The sequence below is a fragment of the Haloferax gibbonsii ATCC 33959 genome, assembly GCF_000336775.1.
In the GTDB taxonomy this organism is placed as follows: Archaea; Halobacteriota; Halobacteria; order Halobacteriales; family Haloferacaceae; genus Haloferax; species Haloferax gibbonsii.
In genome coordinates this window covers 235,284-252,664 of record NZ_AOLJ01000018.1, presented here as the reverse complement: position 1 = coordinate 252,664, position 17,381 = coordinate 235,284, and the positions used below count along the sequence as shown (strand labels likewise).

Sequence of the window (17,381 nt, the reverse complement as noted above, 5' to 3'; positions counted from 1 at the left end):
AACACGTCGGGCGACCCGTCTCGGGGGAACGCGCCGGGAGCGCCGGGTTGCGACCCGTTGGCCGCGAGGTAACTCACGTCGTACGTGGCGTTCGATTGGAGGCCCGTGAGGTTGTACGCCCCCTGCGCCGAGAGTTCGTCGTAGCTCGGTTCACTTCCGTCGGTCGCGGCGAAGACGACGTCGCTTGCGGCGGGCGCGCCCGTCGCGCGGTCGACCGACCCCGCGAGCGACTGCCCGGCGGCCGCCCCCGAGAGCGCGACGAACGGACTCGCCAGCGAGACGAGGACGATAATCGTGAGCGATGCTGCCCCTACCTGGTGTCGATAACGTGTTGTCATGCCCCACCTTCGTCTCTCCGAAACCCGCGATAGCCACGAAATCCGGAACGATATCGTGTGTCATCATGGCGAGGCTATAATTCTGTGTTACTGGCCATACAGCGGTGTTTCAGGGCCTGAAACGACGTTTCGAACCGCGAATCGTGGGTCGCCGAGCCGCGCCGCTGTCGGCTGTTCGACCGCGGCGGCGAGTCCGTCGCCTCAGAGGAACGCGTCGCGTTCGGCCGGCGTCGATTCGGTGCGATACCGCGTGTACGTCGAGTGGGCCCAGTCGACCACGGCGTCGGCCTCGGCGTCCAACACCGCGCGCGGGCGGCCGTGGTCGTCGACGACGCCCATGCCGACGCGGTCGGCGTCGAGAATCGAGAGGACGTACGGCACGCGCTCGTAGCGGTACAGAGAGACGTTGGGGGCGTCGAAGAGGTCGGCCAACTGCCCCGCGGTCTTCTCGCTTCGCGCCATCGCCTCGTAGGCCCCGTCGGTCATGATGACTTCGACGTCGACGTCGTCGTTCCGGCGGCGATGAACCGTCGCCAACACGTCGGGCGAGGCGGCGTGCGTCAGGATGCGAATTCGGTCGGCCGACTCGACGTGCGACACCGCGAGCCGAAGCGGGGCCTGCGGGTCGCTCGGCGTCGGCGTCACGACGGTCGCAGACGCGAGCGCGCCGAGACGGAAGCCGGGGTCGTCCAGCGGGAGCCACTGCAAGAGGTCGGCCTCCGCGAACGTCGTCGCCGCCTCGACGGTCGAGACGGCGGTCTGGAGCTGTTCGACCACGACCACACCGAGCGGCGTAATCTCGTAGTGTTCGCCCGTTTTCGAAACCCACTCCCGCTCGGTGAGCGACTTCATCACCCGCCAGGCTGTCGACCGTGACGTGTCGAGCGTCGCCTGCAACTCGCTCGCGGTCGCCGGTCCCTCGTCGAGCGCCCGGAGCGCCGCTAACCGGTTCGGTGAGGTGATGAGACTCCGAAGTTCGTCCACGACCCCGTCCATGGTAGACGATACGACACCGCCGTAATAGTGGTTCCCCTCTGCGTGGGTGCGAAACCACACGCGAACGAGGCTGTGTGCCGCGGAATCGCCGCCACCGCGTCAGTCGCGAACCCCCCGCCTCGTTCCCACCGCGAGCGAACGCACCTCAGCGGTTATGTGGACTCGTTGAGAACATCGAACTATGTTCGACCGACTCCTCTTTCCGACGGACGGGAGCGACGGCGCGGACGCCGTCCTCGACCACGTCATCGACATCGCCGCCGCCCACGACGCGACCCTCCACCTGCTGCACGTCGCCCCGCCGGAGCCCGAGCGACGCCCGAACCTGCGCGACGAAGGCGACGGAGCGGCGGGCGAGCGCCGCCGAACCGACGGCGAGCGATTCGTGAGCGACGCCGCGGCCCGGGCGTCCCAGTCCGACGCGCCGGTCGTGACGAGCATCGAGCGCGGCGAGCCGTATCGGGTCATCACCGAGTACGCCGCCGAACAGGACGTCGACCTCGTCGTCATGCCGACCCACGGGCGGACGGGGCTGAGCCGCCTGCTCCTCGGGAGCACCACCGAGCGCGTCGTCCGACGGTCCGACGTGCCCGTGCTCACCGTCCGACCGGACGCGGCGACCGACCTCGCGTACCCCTACGCAGACGTGCTGACGCCCACCGACGGGAGCGCCTGCGCGACCGCGGCGGTCACGTTCGGCAGCGAGTTGGCGGCGGCGACCGACGCCGCGCTCCACGCGGTCTCGGTCGTCAACGTCGCCGCCTTCGGCGCGGACATCCGCGGGCCGCTCCTCATCGACGAACTCGAAGAGCGGGCGAGCGACGCGGTCGAACAGGCGGGCGACGTGGCGGCCGCCGCGGGCGTCGAGACGGTCAGGGAGTCCGTCGGCCGCGACGTGTCGATTCACCACGGCATCCTCGCGTACATCGACGAACACGACGTGGACCTCGTGGTGATGGGAACCCACGGCCACACGGGCTTCGACCGCTACATGCTCGGGAGCGTCGCAGAGAAACTGGTCCGAACCTCGCCGGTGCCGGTGGTGACGGTCAGAGAGCCGCGAGGCGAGTAGGTCGGGTCGTCGGGCGTCGGCCCGCGGTCGGCGGACGCCGGTCGCTTTCGCCCGTCAGCTCCGAAGCAGGCTCGTGACGCCCGCGGTCTCGGCGATGACCCACCCGACGAAGACGAGATACGCCGCGCCGAGCGCGTAGCACTCCACCCGCGAGAGCGACAGGTCCGTCCGGAGCAGGCCGAACAGCAGGACGGTCGCCAGCGTCAGCACGCCCAGCATGGGGACGGCGACGGCGAAGTCGACCGGGACGCTCCCGACGATGAGGACGCCCACGGGGATGGCGACGAGCAGGTCGAACGTGTTCGACCCGAGGACGTTGCCGAGGCTCGTCGCGCTGTTGCCGTCGGCGGCCGAGCGGACGCTGACGAGCGTGTCGGGGAGGCTCGTCGCGGCGGCGACGACGGTGACCCCCGCGAGGAACGTCGGGACGCCGAACGTCCCGCTGAGCGACTCGACGCTCCCGACCAGTTGCTCGACGCCGACGAGGATGACGAGGAGGCCGCCGAGGAGGCGCGCCCACTCGCGACCGATGCCGTCGGCGACGCCCGCGTTCTCGGCTTCGTACTCCGAGACGTCCTGCCACTGGATGAACAGGTAGAGGCCGTAGAGGAAAAGCGGAATGAGCGCCACCGGACGGGTGAGCTGTCCGGTCAGCGCCGGGCCGTCGGGCACGGGGAAGTAGATGACCGCCAGCGAGAACGTGACGACGAGCGTGGCGACGGCGACCATGTAGAACTGCGCCTCCTTGTAGACGACCAGCCGGCTCGTTTCGAGGTCGCCGTCGGTGGCGAGCCCCGATAGCGCCGGAATCACGAGGATGTTGAAGATGGCCGAGCCGACGATTGCGCCGACGCCCATGTCGAAGACGCCCGCGGTGGCGGCGATGGCGACGCTGGCGAACTCGGGAAAGCTCGACCCGAGGGCGACGATGATGGAGCCCTGGACGACCGCGGGGAGGCCGTAGTACGCCGCGAGGTGGTCGGCGGACTCTTCGAGCCACCCGCTGCCGACCCAGATGAGGCCGGTCGTCAGGAGAATCACGACGACGTTCGCGAGCGGCGACGACGGGACGAGACTGCCGAGGACCATTGGTACTCCCTTTCAGCGACGCGGAAAAAGAACCCACCGACACGGGGTGGTCGGCGGTGGGGGCCCGGTCGGCGGGTGGCTCGCGGACTCGGTCGATGGTTCGCGGACTCAGACGGCCGTCAGTCGTCGCCGTGGGCCGATTCGGGCGTGAACGTGACGCCGCCGATTTCGATTTCGTCGGGGACGCGGTCGGTGTCGTGCGCGCCGACCGGGGGGAGGTTCGCGTCGGCCGCGGGCGACGCGTCGAGGTCGGTGGCGGACGCGATGGTCTCCATCTCACCGTCGGCCTCGCGGGCGTCCTGGTCGATGCGCATCGAACAGAACTCGACGCCGCACATCGAGCAGAAGCGCGCCTCCTTGTAGTTGTCGCCGGGGAGCGTCTGGTCGTGGTACGACCGCGCCCGCTCGGGGTCGAGCGCGAGGTCGAACTGCCGCGTCCAGTCGAACTCGTAGCGGGCCTCCGAGAGCGCGTCGTCCCAGTCGCGTGCGCCGGGAAGGTCGTTCGCAACGTCGGCCGCGTGGGCGGCGATTCGGTAGGCCGCGAGCCCCTCGCGCACGTCCTCGCGGTCGGGAAGCCCGAGGTGTTCTTTCGGCGTGACGTAACACAGCATCGCCGCGCCGGCGCGGCCCGCCTCGGTCGCGCCGATGGCGCTCGTGATGTGGTCGTAGCCCGGAGCCACGTCGGTGACGAGCGGGCCGAGGACGTAGAACGGCGCGCCGTCGCAGACCTGCTGTTGGCGCTCGACGTTCTCGGCGATTTGGTCCATCGGAACGTGGCCGGGTCCCTCGACCATCACCTGCACGCCGTAGTCCCACGCGGTCTGCGTGAGTTCGCCCAGTGTGTCGAGTTCGGCGAACTGCGCGTCGTCGCCGGCGTCGGCCAGACAGCCGGGTCGGAGGCCGTCGCCGAGCGAGAACGTCACGTCGTGCTCGGCGAAGATGTCGCAGATGTCCTCGAACGCGACGAAAAGCGGGTTCTGCTCGCCGTTTTCCTCCATCCACTGGGCGAGGATGGAGCCGCCGCGGGAGACGATGCCCGTCTTCCGGCCGTCGGTCAGGGGGAGGTGCTCCATCAGCACGCCCGCGTGAATCGTCATGTAATCGACGCCCTGTTCGGCCTGTTTCTCGATGATTTCGAGGAGCAGGTCGCGGGTGATGTCCTCGGGGCTGTCGACGCGCTTGACCGCCTCGTAGATGGGGACGGTGCCGATGGGGACCGGCGAGTACGCCACGTTCGCCTCGCGAATCTCGTCGAGGTTCGACCCCGTCGAGAGGTCCATCACCGTGTCCGCGCCGTAGTGGACCGCGGTGTGGAGCTTCTCCAACTCCTCGGTGAGATCGCTCGTCGTCTCGCTGTTGCCGATGTTCGCGTTGACCTTCGTGGCGAACTCGCGGCCGATAATCATCGGGTCGAGCGAGTCGTGGTTGCGGTTCGCGGGGACGACCGCCTGCCCCTCGGCGACCTGCTTCCTGACGAACTCGGGGTCGCGGTTCTCGCGCTCCGCGACGCGTTCCATCGCAGGGGTGACGCGTCCCTCTCGGGCGCGTTGGAGTTGCGTTGACGCCATTGATTACCTAGTGATACAACTAGGTAATAACAGTTGTGACAGCCGCGGGTCGCACGACTCCGCCGAGAGACAGTTCTCTGACTTACTGGGTGACCAAAACGATGCCGACGACCGCGAACGCGATACCCGTGACTTTCGTCAGTGTGACGTTCTCTCCGAGAACGAGTATTCCGAGGACGGCCGCGACGACGAAGTACATCGCACCGAGCGTGGAGACGACTGTCGTCGACCCACGCGTGAACCCGATATACATCGAGATGAGACCGATTCCGGTGAACAACCCGGCAACGCCAGCAAGTAGTCCGCCTCTCGCGGTGACTGCAAGCGATGCGTCTGAAACGATGATGAAGCCGAACGCGAGAAGCGCGGCGACGAGATACGAGATGGCGGCGGCAGTCCGCGGGTCCATGGACTCCGACGCGGCGTTGCCTAAGAGTATCCAAATCCCCCACGTCACCATTGTAACCAGGCCGAACAACACAGCCGAGTCCATCTCAGCGAATTCCATCTGTAACGCCTCACGTCGCCGTTCAAAAGAAACCGGACCTCGATTATGACTGGTGTATATACGGGGCGGGCAGAGATGCCGGCACGCAGGTCCGTTTGTTCCACCCCACCGACGCTGAACTAACTGCCGAGTAGCGCCTGTGGACCTATCGGCAGAACGGGTCCACGGTTAGCATTCGATGTCGGCAACCTGCGCCAACTGCGGTCGTTCGTCGATTGGATGGGAGTCCCAGAAATGGAATTGGAGACAGTAGTTCTCATCAAGCTCATCGACACCTAAGATGTCGACTCTCTCGGCGAAGTCCTTGACGACTCCGTGTACTGCGACCGGGGTGACATCTTTGTCTGGGGCTATCGTTACTGGCTCGTCAGCGCCCGCGTTGACACGATGCGACTCCCAGTCTAGCATGCCAGATTCGGTTTCGAGCGCGAGGTGGAACGTCTGCGCTCCGTCGTCCGTATTCCGGAGTTCGACGTTCACCTCTTGAAGGGATCCGTCGGACGTGAACGGGGCGATACAGCCGGAGAACCCGAACAACGTGGTGGCCGCACCGAGGAGGACGTGGCGGCGTTGCACACGTCCGACTACATCCGACATTAGTAAGTATGTTATCACTTCTGAACGATTCGATTCTCTCATACTGGGGACTGAGCCCGTGACCGATTCACAGAGATGCAAGGGGGAAGCCAACGGCTTCAGCCGTGGGTCACTGACACAGAAACAGTCGCCGAAACGTCGCCGGAAGCGCGCGTGAACCGCGCTACCGACTCGTCAGCTCACCCCTCGTAGCCGGCGTACTCCATCAGCTTCGCGAAGATGTCGGTGTCCATCGCCTCCTTGTAGACGACGCCGCCGAGCATGCCGCCGGGGTAGAAGTTCCCGTTCATGACGTGGTTGACCTTGTGGCAGTGCATGAGGTAGATGCCGGGTTGGGCGTCGGCCGTGAACTCGATGGTGTGGCGCTCCGCGGGCGCGATGTTCGTCACGTCCATGTCGTGGCGGGCGGCTTCGGGGACGACGCCGCCGTCCTTTTCGACGACCTGGAAGCGGTGGTTGTGGATGTGCATCGGGTGGCTCATGTAGCCCGCGTTGACGTAGTGGATGCGGACGGTGTCGCCCCGTTCGACGATGATGGGCGAGCCGTCTTCGGGGTGGAGCGTCCGCGGCGCGCTCTTGCCGTTGACGGTGAACACGTCCGGCTTCCGGTTCCGGGGGTCGTAAGCCACGTTCTCGCCGGCCATCTGCCGGGGGAGCCGCGAGTCCCAGTCGCGGACGGTCATGAAGTACTCCCTGTCGGCCGGTTCGTACCCCTTCGGGTCGACGCGGAGGATGCCGTACATCCCCATCTCGATGTGCCGATGGGTCTGGTAGTGACAGTGGTAGAGGTGCGTCCCGGGGACGTTCGCCGGGATGGTGTAGGTGTGTTTCTCGCCGGGGTCGACGCGGATGCCCGTCGTCGTCGGCACGCCGTCGTCCTTCCAGGCCTTGCGCACGCCGTGGAAGTGGACCGTGTGCGGGCGCATCCCGTCGGTGTTGTCCAGCGTGACCTCCATGTCGTTGCCCTCGGTCGTCCGGAGAATCGGCCCGGGGACGCTCGGCGCACCGTCGTCGGCGCTGAACGCCCACACCTGCGGGAGTTCGACCGGCCCCCCCATCGTTTCGAGGGGGTGCGCCGCGTGGCGCGCCGGCGCGCTCTTGAGGGTGACCTTCCCGCCTTGCTCGTCGACCTGCACGACCTCCGGCGGGCTGGTGTACGGCAGCGCCGACTCGCTCGTCTGGGCGACCGTCGTCTCGTCCGCGCCGACGGCGGCGTTGCCGTCGCCGTTCGTGGGCGCTGCGCACCCCGCGAGGCCGAGCGCTCCGACGCTCCCCGTTGCGGCGAGGAATTCGCGACGCGACACCGTCGAACCGGGTGCACCGACGTAGTTGCTCATTACAGTCGGTCGTTGGCCCGGGGGAGTGGAATACCGTCTCGCCGGTTCCCGTCTCTCAGTACGTGTCCGAACATGTTCGGCGCGGTCGATACGTACCGGGCGGGGCAACGGTCGAGTCGGGCGTCCCAGTGCGAATCGACGGCCATCGATTCGACCGACTCGACGCTGGTGCCCACACCTTTCATACGACCCGGTGGCGTATCGGAACCCGAACTGACGGCGCGCGCCGCGCCGAGCAACCCAAGCCTACGCAGATGTCGACGAATCCACTCTCAGACGCGCTCGAACCGGACTTCGAGACGGTGTTCGACGCCCTCACCAGCACGCAGTGTCGCGCCGTCCTCAAGCGGCTCGACGGCCCGATGACCGCCTCGGACATCGCCGCCGCGTGCGACCTCCCGCGCTCGACGGTGTACCGAAAGCTCGAACAGATGGTCGAGGCGGGGCTGTTGGAGAAACGCGACCGCGGCCGCGAGGCCGCCCGCTACGCGCTCGGCTTCGAAGAGGTGGTCGTCACGCGCGAACCGGGCGACCTCTCGATTTCCGTGTCGTCGCCGTCGCGGTCCGCCGCGGACCAGCTCTCGACGCTGTGGTCGGCCGTCAGCGACCAGACCGACGACTGAGAGTTAGACCGTCGCGTCGTCTCGCGCGAGAAACGCCTTCATGACTTTCCCTTCCGCCCGGTGGAGCTTCTCGCTCGTCGTCGACTTCGCCAGCCCGACGGCCTCGGCGAGCCCGGTGAGCGTGCACGTCCGTGGCGTGTCGTAGTAGCCCTCGGCGACCGCCGTCTCGAGGAGCGCGTACTGGTCGTCGGTGAGAAGCGACTCCGTGTCTATCGACTGGTGGATGGAGACGAGGTCGAACGGGATACCGAACTGGGTGAGCTGTTCGCCCAGCTCCGAGAGGTTCTCGCGCGGCGCGGTCACCTCGACGGTCACCTCGCCGTCGACGATGGTGATGGGCAGTTCCAGCGGGATGCCCACCTCGCTGAGCGTGAGAATCAACAGCGGCTCGGTCGTCTCGAACTGCACCAGCGCGCGCTCCGGCTGCGCTTCGAGAATCGTCACCGAGACGACCGACTCGTACTCGTCGATGGTGGTGACGACCGGCTCGATGTCGGCCGCCCGTATCTCGACGAGGCCGACGCCCGTCTCGTCGGCCGGCATCGCCGCGAGGACGGTGAACTCGGCGTCCGGATAGCGGCCCGAGAGGTCGGAAACCCAGACCTGCTCGGGGAGCGTGATGGAGAGTGTTGCCCGGGGCATCGGTAGTGAAACGAACTCGTCCCCGCCGCACAAAGATAGTTCCGAACATGTTCGGCCATCGACCGCGGTTCGGGAACCACCGAGACGGGCTTTTCACCGGAACCCCGACCGTCGAGTGTCGAGCGGGGCGGGTCAACCGCCTCGCCGCCTCAATCATGAGTTCGAACGATTCCACATCTCCGACGCTCGGCCGGCGAACCGTACTTCGACTCCTCGGCGGCGCGGCCGTCTCCACGACCGCGCTGGGCGGCGTCGCCGACTCCGCGCGAGCGCAGTCGGGGACCGACCTCGACTCGTGGTTCGCACAGACCTCGAACTACGAGGGGGTGGTGGACGAGACGGGGAGTTCGACGGTGACGGTGACGGTGGGGTCGCAGGCAAACGGCGGCGCGTTCGGCTTTGGCCCGGCCGCGGTTCGCGTCGACCCCGGAACGACCGTCGTCTGGGAGTGGAACGGGAAAGGCGGCTCGCACAACGTCGCCGCCAGCGACGGGAGTTTCGAGTCCGACCTCGTCGGCGACAGCGGCCACACGTTCGAGCACACCTTCGACACGGAGGGCGTCTACACCTACGTCTGTACGCCGCACGAGACGCTCGGCATGAAGGGCGCAGTCGTCGTCGGCGACGCCGGCGGCGCGACCGCGACCGAGGCGGCCGACTCGGCCGGTGAGGGCGATTCAGAGGCGTCTGCCGAGAGCGCCGGTGAGGGCGACGTTGACCTCGACGCGTGGTTCGAGAACACCTCGAACTTCGACGGCGTGGAGGGACAGACCGGTCTCCGGCGCGTGACGGTCGAGGTCGGTTCGCAGGCCAACGGCGGGGCGTTCGGGTTCGGTCCCGCGGCGATTCGCGTCTCGAAGGGGACGACCGTGGCGTGGACGTGGTCCGGCGAGGGCGGGTCGCACAACGTCGTCGCCGAGGACGGGAGCTTCGAGTCCGACCTCGTCAGCGCCGGCGACCACACATTCGAGCACACCTTCGAGGAGGCCGGGACGTACACCTACGCCTGCACGCCGCACGAGACGCTCGGGATGAAGGGCGCGGTCGTCGTCACCGACGACGAGGGCGGGTCGAACGAGCAGGTCGCCGAACCGTTCGGCGACCCCGAGACGGAGCGCCTCGGCGGCATCGCGCTGGCCGGGACGTTCGGCGCGATGCTGGCGTCGCCCGCGCTGTTCGGCGCGTTCATGTGGCTCAAAGGCGAGGGTGGCGAGTCGGCGGGCGAGACGTATCCGAAAGAGAAGTCGGAGTAGTCGCCCACGGCCCGGCAGCGCTTTCGAAGACTGGGCGACTGCGACGCGGTCGTCACGAGACGACGGCGACAACCCATCGCGGCGGTGTCGACGGCTCCCGGCGCTGTCGTCGGTCCAGAACATTGTTACTGCCGCCAACGTGTTGACAACTATGCGCCGCCGCGCGTTCCTCGCGTCCGCCCTGACCGCCGCCTCCACCCTGACCGCCGGATGTGGTTCCATCCGGTCGCCGACCGAACACACGGACCCGGTGGTCGAGCCCGACGACAACCCCCGAGACAGGGGAAAATACCTCCAGTTCGACGGGGATGGAGACGACGGAGACCTCGCCACCGTGGGCGTCGACCCCACGTCCGGGCCCCTCCCGAGACCGCTCGCCGTCTCGATTTCGCACTCTCGCGACACCGAACTGCGGTCGCTCACACAGCGCTTTACGGCACCCGACGGTGACGGGTCCCCGCCACGACTCTCGCTACGGGGGCCGTTCGAGGGTGGCCGCAGACCTCACCCGTCCGTGTCGCTGTTCCGAGACGGGGCGGCCGCGGTCGTCGAAGTTCACCGGTTCGGCGAGCTCGCCGACGAGACCGCGTTTCTCAACCTCGCGGTCACCGAATGGCCGGAATCGGCCCGCAGGCTCGCCGTCGACAGTACCGTGGAACTCGTCGAGACGGGGGTTTTCGAGCACACGCACGTCCTCGACGGGGAGTTGGAATTCGACTTCTTCGCCGAACCGGACGCCGACGGTGAAACCGCTGGAACCCCGAGTTCGTCGGGGTAGCTAGACACCGGCTCGCCGCGAGTGCAGGCACCGGTCTGGACGTTCGAGACCGAGATGCGGCTACTGTTCGAGACCGAGTCGAGCCTACTCCACGTACACCCGCGTCACGTGCCCGCCGCAGCCGCACTGCTCGACGTACTCGTACGCCACGCCGTCGAACCGCTCCGCCAGCGCGTCGTAGAGGTACGTCTCCGGGTGGCCGTGGTCGCCGTGGGTGACGAGGTTGACGTGGTGGCCGGCGGTCGTGTGTTCGACCGCGGCGACCGCCTCCGAGACCACGAGGTCGCGGTCGGCGGCGTGCCGCGGGTGTTCGAGGTTCGCCGACCACGACGTGTCGTGGACGCGGTCGGTCGCAGAGTCGGGCGTTTCGCGGTCGTGGTCCGCGGGTCGCGAGTCGGTCGTCATCACACTTCGAGAGAGGGCTTCCGACTCAAAGAGCGGCTATCCGAACATGTTCGTCCGGGCTGTGCGAGGCCGGGAAGCGCCGCGTGTAGCCTATAGCAGGCGTGTGAACCACGACGTGTATGGAGCTTCAACGCAAGACCATCGCGAAGGCAATCGTCGTCGTGTTCGTCTTCAACCTCGTCGTGATGGGCGCGGGCGCCTGGTTCGCCTACCAGGAGGCTCCGCCCATCCCCGACGAGGTGGTCGGACCCGACGGCGACGTCGTCGTCAGCGGCGACGTGATTCGAGAGGGCAAGACGGTGTTCCAGAAAGACGGCCTGATGAACCACGGGTCGATACTGGGCAACGGCGCGTACTACGGCGCGGACTACACCGCCGACGCGCTGGATTTGAAAGTCCAGTTCATGCGGAACTACTACGCCCAAGAGCGGTACGGTGAATCCTACGACGAACTCGACTCCGCCGACCAGGCCGCCGTCGCCGACGTGGTGAAATCAGACCTCGACGACAGCTACGAGGGCGGCGCGATTCAGTACACCGCGGCCGAAGTCTACGCCCACGAGCAGGTTCGTCAGGAGTACGTCGAGCGCTACCACGAAGGCGACCACGAGCGCGGCGTCCCCGCGAACATGATCGACTCCGAGGAGGAGGCGCGGGCGTTCGCGGACTTCGCCATGTGGACGGCCTGGTTCTCCCACACCGACCGCCCTGACGGCACTCACTCGTACACGAACGACTGGCCGTACCAGCCCGGCGCGGGCAACGACGCCACCGCCGCCTCGATGACGTGGAGCGTCATCGCCATGGTGCTTCTCGTCGCGGGCGCGGGCCTCGGCATCTGGCTGTACAAGTCGGTCGAACTCCCCGAGCCGTCGGCCGAAGACATCACGGTGCCCGAGCCGGGCGACGTGAGCGTCTTCCCGAGCCAGCGGGCGGCGCTTCGGTTCATCCCGGTGGCCGCGGGATTGTTCTTGGCGCAGGTGCTGTTGGGCGGCCTACTCGCGCACTTCTACATCGAGCGCGCCGGGTTCTTCGGCATCGAGTCGATATTCGGCGTGCCCATCCTGCAACTGCTCCCGTTCGCCATCGCCAAGACGTGGCACATCGACCTCGGCATCCTCTGGATCGCCGCGACGTGGCTCGGCGCGGGGCTGTTCCTCCCGCCGCTTTTGACCGGCTACGAACCGCCGAAGCAGTCGACGTACATCAACGTCCTCCTCGGCGCGATCGTCGTCGTCGTGGTCGGCGGCCTGTCGGGCATCTGGCTGGGCGCGAACGGCTACATCGACGGCTCGCTGTGGTGGATTCTCGGCAACGAGGGGCTCGAATACCTCGAAGTCGGGAAGCTCTGGCAGTTCGGCATCCTCGCCGGCTTCCTCATCTGGGCGGGGCTGGCCGTCCGCGGCCTGAAGCCGCTTCTCGATAAGGAACCGCCGTACGGGCTGGCGCACATGATTCTGTACGCCGGCGGCTCCATCGCCCTCCTGTTCACCGCGGGCTTCCTCTTTACCCCCGAGACGAACATCGCCGTCACGGAGTTCTGGCGCTGGTGGGTCGTCCACATGTGGGTCGAGGGGGCCTTCGAGTTCTTCATCGTCGCCATCGTCGGCCTGACGCTGGTGTCGATGAACCTCCTGTCGCGCCGGAGCGCCGAGAAGGCGGTCATGCTCCAAGCGCTGCTCGTCATGGGGACGGGCATCATCGGCGTCTCGCACCACTACTGGTGGGTCGGCATGCCCGACATGTGGGTGCCCATCGGGAGCGTCTTCTCGACGCTCGAACTCATCCCGCTGGTGTTCATCCTCTACGAGGCGCTCGGGCAGTACCGCGCGATGTCGGGCGAGTCGTTCCCGTACCGCCTGCCGTTCATGTTCATCGTCGCCAGCGGCGTCTGGAACTTCGTCGGCGCGGGCGTGCTCGGCTTCTTCATCAACCTCCCGCTCATCAACTACTACGAGCACGGGACGTACCTGACGGTCGGTCACGCCCACGCCGCGATGTTCGGCGCGTTCGGCTTCCTCGCGCTCGGCATGGTCACCTACATGCTCCAGCTCTCCATCGACGCCGAGCGCTGGGACGGCTCGTGGCTGCACGCCGCCTTCTGGTGTTGGAACGTCGGCCTCGTGTTGATGGTGTTCGTCTCCGTCCTCCCGGTCGGCTTCCTCCAGTTGGAGACGGCGTTTACCGGGAGCTACGCCGCCGCCCGGAGCGTCGCCTTCTACGACCAGCCGCTGATTCAGACGCTGTTCTGGGCGCGGCTCCCCGGCGACTCCCTCATCATCCTCGGGACGGTCATCTACGCGGCCGACCTCGTCAGAAAGCGGTTCGTCCTCCGGCAGTCCGCCGACGACCCGAGCGTCGAGGACATGGCGGTCGCCGAGGGCATCCTGGGCGACGACTAACGGGGGAGGTTCTGTCGACCCGCTTTTTTGTGCTCGCCTGTTGAGGCCGTGCTGAATAGAGCGCGCATATCTCGCGATATTCTGTAGAGGTCAGGTATCAAGTCGACTAGGAAACCGAGTATATCTTATCTAGCGTCTGAAAACACAGTCATATCATGAACTTCGAAGACAGAGAACAGGTCTACGGACGAGACGACTACTACTGGGGAACAGAACCGAATCAAATGGCAGAAACGGTTGTAGAACTCACCTCTGGGAATGCTAACGAACTAACAGCGATCGATATTGGTGCCGGCGAAGGGCGAGATGCTGTCTTCTTCGCCCAACAAGGGTGGAACGTCTATGCGATGGACGTCTCCCCGAAAGGGTTGCAGAAGGCCGAGCGACTCGCTAACCAGAGAGGTGTCCCTCTCCAGACGATTCGGGCCGATGCAAATGACGTCTCTCTCCCGGAACCGGTCGATGTAGTGTATTCGGCAGGGGCCGTCCAGTACATTCATCCAACGAATCGCTCGCAGCAGTTCGACCACTTCAAACAGAACACGGCGGTGGGCGGGGTACACGCAATCTTTGCGTTCATCGATCATCCAGACGTGCCGACACCACCTGACTGGACGGAGAACGAATATTTCTATGCGCAGGGTGAACTCCTGAGCTATTACGAAGATTGGGAGGTCCTTCAGTCAGAAAATGTCGTCTTCGACGACGATTCCGGAGATGAACCACACCAACATGCTGCTGAAATATTATTTGTACAGAAATAGAGTCGGGGCCTTTTGAGTCTCTTTTTGCAGCACGACGGACAGCGATAACGTTCAGTGCCGATGCCCTCGGTTACAGGTCGCTGAATACGCCCTCTATATTCAGCACGCCACTCCTGTCGGGTTCCGAGGAGTTCGACGGAGTCACGTGTTCCGATTTATGCCGCCGGTGGACTCCCGACTCACTCCCACGCGAGCACCACCCCGGTCACGGCCCCGACGACGACCGTCCCGCCGAGCGTCGCAATCACGCCCAGCGCCCCGAGCAACAGCGGGACGACGAGAAACAGGACGACACCCCTCACAAGCGCCGCCACCGCCCCCATCCCGACCGGCGCTTCGAACGGATTGCCCTCCATCACGACCACCGCGAGTTCGAGCAGATACATCGGGACCGGGAGCGCGAGCAATCCCACGAGCCCACCGACGAGCGCGCCGCGGACTCGGGAGTTCGCCCCGCCGAGTCGCCGCCAGAGCAGGCTGGCGAGCAGACCGCCGCCGAGGAACCCCCCGGCGATGAGCACCGCCATCGGCGCGGCGGGGGCGGCCGGGTCGCCGCCGGTCAACAACGCGACGACCGGGTCGGCGAGAACGTACCAGAGCGCGAACGCGCCGCCCGCGAGAGCGAACGTCATCGAGGGGCGGCGGCGCGCGGCGGCGAGGAGTGGTGGACGGCCCATGCGAGAGATTCGTCGCACCGGAAGAAGAAGTTCGCGGCAGTCGAGAACCGACCGACTGCGGGCGGAAACAGACCGAAAAACGACGTGGCCGGACGCTACTCAACGACGACCGCGCCCTTCATCCCGAGCGTCTCGTGCGGCGTGCAGGCGTATCTGTACGTCCCGGCCTCCTCGAAGGTGTGTTCGAACGTGTGACCGCTATTGCCCGCCAACTCCGATTCGAACCCGCCGTCCGCGGCGGCGACGTTGTGCGACCCGCCTTTTCCGTTCCACTCCCAGACGACCGTGGTTCCCGTCGAGACCCGCACGGCGGCCGGGCCGAACCCGAACGCCCCGCCGTTCGCCTGCGAACCCACTGTCACCGTCACCGTCGAACTCCCGGTCTCGTCCGAGACGCCGTCGTAGTTGTCGACGTTGTCGAACCAGCCGTCGAACTGCGGGGCGCTCCCGCCGCCGGAACCGTCGTCGCCGCCGGTCGTGCCGCCGGAGTCGGTCGTCGGCTCCGCGGTCGATTCGGCGGTCGTCGCGTCGCCCCCGTCCGCTTCGGCCGCGTTCGCGGCGTCGTCGCCGGAGCCGGAACAGCCGGCGAGCGCCGTCGACAGCGCCGCCGTCGCAGTCAGTGCCGTAAAGCGCCGTCTCGTGAAGGTTGTGTCGCGCGTCATCAGCTACACCTCGGCGGCGACGGATGCAAGCGGTTATCCCGAACGTGTTCGGGGTTCTTCCCGTGCGCCGCCACTCCCGAGGCGTCAGTCGCCCGCCGACCGAGTCCCGGGCATCGGTCCGTCGTAGTCGGCGGGTACGTACCCACAGAGCGGGTCGCTTGCCAGCGGGTCGCCGGTGTGGGCGTACGCCCGCGACCGACTGCCGCCGCAGACGTGGCGGAACTCGCACGCGCCGCACTTCCCGCGGAGGGCGTCGCGGTCCCGGAGCGCCCGAAAGAGGTCGCTCTCGCGGTACCGCTCGACGAGTCCGCCGTCGCGGACCGAGCCGGCGGACGCGGGGAGAAAGCCCGACGGGAACAGCTCGCCGGTGTGGCTGACGAAGGCGAAGCCGTCGCCCGCGGTGATGCCGAGTCGGCGGCCGATGCCGTCGGTCGGGGGCGCGTCGCTCGCGTCCCGCCGGCGCTGGATGGCGACTCGGCGGTAGTGGGGCGCTTCGGTCGTCTTGACGCCGAAGGGCGCTTCTGCGCTCACCTCGGCCAGCCACTCCATGACGCGCTCGGCCCGCTCGGGGGAAATCGGGTCGAGGACGCGCCCGCGCCCGACGGGGACGAGGAAGAACACGGACCAGAGAACCGCCCCGAGGTCGGCCACGAGGTCGCAGAGCGCGGGGAGTTCGTCGACCGTTTCGGCGCAGACGGTCGTGTTTATCTGGAGCGGGAGGCCGGCCTCGCGGGCCGCGCGGGCGGCCGCGACGGTCTGCTCGAAACTCCCGTCTTCGCCTCGGAAGGCGTCGTGCGACGCCGCGGTCGCGCCGTCGAGGCTGAGCGCCATGCGCTTGACGCCCGCGTCGGCGAGGTCGGCGACCGTCTCGGGCGTCAGCGACGACGTCCCGCTCGGGGTGAGCGTCATCCGGAGGCCCAAGTCGGTCCCGTACTCGACGAGGTCCACGAGGTCCGAACGGGCGAGCGGGTCGCCGCCGGAGAGGACGACGAGCTGCCCGGGGCCGAACTCGCGGGCCTGGCCGAGCAGGCGCGTTCCCTCCGCCGTCGTCAGTTCGTCGGGGTGCCGTGCGGGCGTCGCGTCCGCCCGGCAGTGGTCGCACGCGAGGCCGCACGCCTGGGTGACCTCCCAGATGAGGACGAACGGCCGCCGCGAGGTGTCGATGCTCGACGGGTCAGGCGGGGCGGTCGCCGTCGGCGGCGCGTCCGCGTCGCTCCCCGTTCCCGTGTCGGTGTCGAGGTGTGGCGGTCGAGACATGGCTCTGGTCGGGTGGTTCGAGGGCGTGAAAGGTGAGCCACACCCCGAACGCGTTCGGCCGCAAGACCGGCGGCGACGGGACGAACACGTTCGGGGTGAACTTCCTGCTCCGGCGGCCCCACGACACCGGTATGGAGCACGAAGCGTACCTCGACGGACTCGACGCACCGAGCGAACGAGCGGTGAGCTTCCTCGACGTGCGGGAGCTGCCGCCGCCGGAACCGCTCACGGAGACGATGAACCGCCTCGCCGCACTCGACGGCGAAACCGTGTTCGTCCAGCTCAACGACCGCGAGCCGAAGTTCCTCTACCCGAAGCTCGACGACCGGGGGTTCGCCTACTGCTCGGCCGAGCGTGAGGACGGCGTCGTCACCGCGATTTGGGACCCCTGAGTCGTCGCCACCACCGACTCA

Annotated in this window: 18 protein-coding genes; 7 read left to right on the top strand and 11 right to left on the bottom strand. The window is 67.2% G+C overall.

Annotated elements, in window-relative coordinates; translation table 11 throughout:
* Positions 1-539: 539 nt before the first annotated feature.
* Complete coding sequence (locus tag C454_RS12285; RefSeq protein ID WP_004976123.1) at positions 540-1,334, bottom strand: helix-turn-helix transcriptional regulator; 795 nt, start codon at positions 1,332-1,334, stop codon at positions 540-542.
* 181 nt (positions 1,335-1,515) lie between these two features.
* Between C454_RS12285 and C454_RS12280 the strand changes: the two genes are divergently transcribed.
* Entirely contained in the window at positions 1,516-2,406 is an 891-nt protein-coding gene (locus C454_RS12280; protein WP_004976122.1) for a universal stress protein, read from the top strand.
* A 54-nt stretch (positions 2,407-2,460) separates the two neighbouring features.
* Here the strand turns inward: C454_RS12280 and C454_RS12275 are convergent, their stop codons facing one another.
* From C454_RS12275 to C454_RS12255, 5 genes are all read right to left on the bottom strand, one after another.
* Positions 2,461-3,495: a sodium:calcium antiporter gene (locus tag C454_RS12275; protein ID WP_004976121.1), complete on the bottom strand. Its 1,035-nt coding sequence runs from the start codon at positions 3,493-3,495 to the stop codon at positions 2,461-2,463.
* A 119-nt stretch (positions 3,496-3,614) separates the two neighbouring features.
* Positions 3,615-5,063 carry a phosphomethylpyrimidine synthase ThiC gene (gene thiC / locus C454_RS12270; protein ID WP_049905147.1) on the bottom strand — a complete coding sequence of 483 codons (1,449 nt, stop codon included), beginning with the start codon at positions 5,061-5,063 and terminating at the stop codon, positions 3,615-3,617.
* 82 nt (positions 5,064-5,145) lie between these two features.
* On the bottom strand, positions 5,146-5,571 hold the full coding sequence (locus C454_RS12265) for an EamA family transporter (protein WP_004976113.1): 426 nt from the start codon (positions 5,569-5,571) through the stop codon (positions 5,146-5,148).
* Between the two features lie 168 nt (positions 5,572-5,739).
* Positions 5,740-6,147 (bottom strand): hypothetical protein, encoded by a 408-nt coding sequence (locus tag C454_RS12260; RefSeq protein WP_169330636.1) that lies wholly within the window; start codon positions 6,145-6,147, stop codon positions 5,740-5,742.
* A gap of 200 nt (positions 6,148-6,347) precedes the next feature.
* Positions 6,348-7,505 (bottom strand): multicopper oxidase domain-containing protein, encoded by a 1,158-nt coding sequence (locus tag C454_RS12255; RefSeq protein WP_004976108.1) that lies wholly within the window; start codon positions 7,503-7,505, stop codon positions 6,348-6,350.
* 254 nt (positions 7,506-7,759) lie between these two features.
* Here C454_RS12255 and C454_RS12250 point away from each other — a divergent pair, with 254 nt between their 5' ends.
* Positions 7,760-8,128 carry a winged helix-turn-helix domain-containing protein gene (locus C454_RS12250; RefSeq protein ID WP_004976107.1) on the top strand — a complete coding sequence of 123 codons (369 nt, stop codon included), beginning with the start codon at positions 7,760-7,762 and terminating at the stop codon, positions 8,126-8,128.
* Between the two features lie 3 nt (positions 8,129-8,131).
* Here C454_RS12250 and C454_RS12245 read toward each other — a convergent pair whose 3' ends face one another.
* Complete coding sequence (locus C454_RS12245) at positions 8,132-8,770, bottom strand: helix-turn-helix domain-containing protein (RefSeq protein ID WP_004976105.1); 639 nt, start codon at positions 8,768-8,770, stop codon at positions 8,132-8,134.
* A 155-nt stretch (positions 8,771-8,925) separates the two neighbouring features.
* Here C454_RS12245 and C454_RS12240 point away from each other — a divergent pair, with 155 nt between their 5' ends.
* A complete protein-coding gene (locus C454_RS12240) occupies positions 8,926-10,023 on the top strand; it encodes a halocyanin domain-containing protein (RefSeq protein WP_049905160.1) in 1,098 nt (365 codons plus the stop codon).
* Between the two features lie 151 nt (positions 10,024-10,174).
* A complete protein-coding gene (locus C454_RS12235) occupies positions 10,175-10,801 on the top strand; it encodes a hypothetical protein (RefSeq protein ID WP_004976102.1) in 627 nt (208 codons plus the stop codon).
* Positions 10,802-10,885: 84 nt separating this feature from the next.
* Here the strand turns inward: C454_RS12235 and C454_RS12230 are convergent, their stop codons facing one another.
* Entirely contained in the window at positions 10,886-11,206 is a 321-nt protein-coding gene (locus C454_RS12230; protein ID WP_004976099.1) for a CGCGG family putative rSAM-modified RiPP protein, read from the bottom strand.
* 119 nt (positions 11,207-11,325) lie between these two features.
* Here C454_RS12230 and C454_RS12225 point away from each other — a divergent pair, with 119 nt between their 5' ends.
* Entirely contained in the window at positions 11,326-13,608 is a 2,283-nt protein-coding gene (locus C454_RS12225; RefSeq protein WP_004976097.1) for a nitric-oxide reductase large subunit, read from the top strand.
* 155 nt (positions 13,609-13,763) lie between these two features.
* On the top strand, positions 13,764-14,372 hold the full coding sequence (locus C454_RS12220; protein WP_049905145.1) for a methyltransferase domain-containing protein: 609 nt from the start codon (positions 13,764-13,766) through the stop codon (positions 14,370-14,372).
* A 179-nt stretch (positions 14,373-14,551) separates the two neighbouring features.
* Here the strand turns inward: C454_RS12220 and C454_RS12215 are convergent, their stop codons facing one another.
* From C454_RS12215 to C454_RS12205, 3 genes are all read right to left on the bottom strand, one after another.
* Entirely contained in the window at positions 14,552-15,049 is a 498-nt protein-coding gene (locus tag C454_RS12215; protein ID WP_004976093.1) for a hypothetical protein, read from the bottom strand.
* A gap of 95 nt (positions 15,050-15,144) precedes the next feature.
* On the bottom strand, positions 15,145-15,711 hold the full coding sequence (locus tag C454_RS12210) for a halocyanin domain-containing protein (RefSeq protein WP_004976090.1): 567 nt from the start codon (positions 15,709-15,711) through the stop codon (positions 15,145-15,147).
* Between the two features lie 84 nt (positions 15,712-15,795).
* Positions 15,796-16,968 carry a TIGR04053 family radical SAM/SPASM domain-containing protein gene (locus C454_RS12205; protein ID WP_004976088.1) on the bottom strand — a complete coding sequence of 391 codons (1,173 nt, stop codon included), beginning with the start codon at positions 16,966-16,968 and terminating at the stop codon, positions 15,796-15,798.
* Between the two features lie 32 nt (positions 16,969-17,000).
* Here C454_RS12205 and C454_RS12200 point away from each other — a divergent pair, with 32 nt between their 5' ends.
* Positions 17,001-17,360 (top strand): DUF2249 domain-containing protein, encoded by a 360-nt coding sequence (locus C454_RS12200; protein ID WP_004976086.1) that lies wholly within the window; start codon positions 17,001-17,003, stop codon positions 17,358-17,360.
* Positions 17,361-17,381 lie beyond the last annotated feature (21 nt).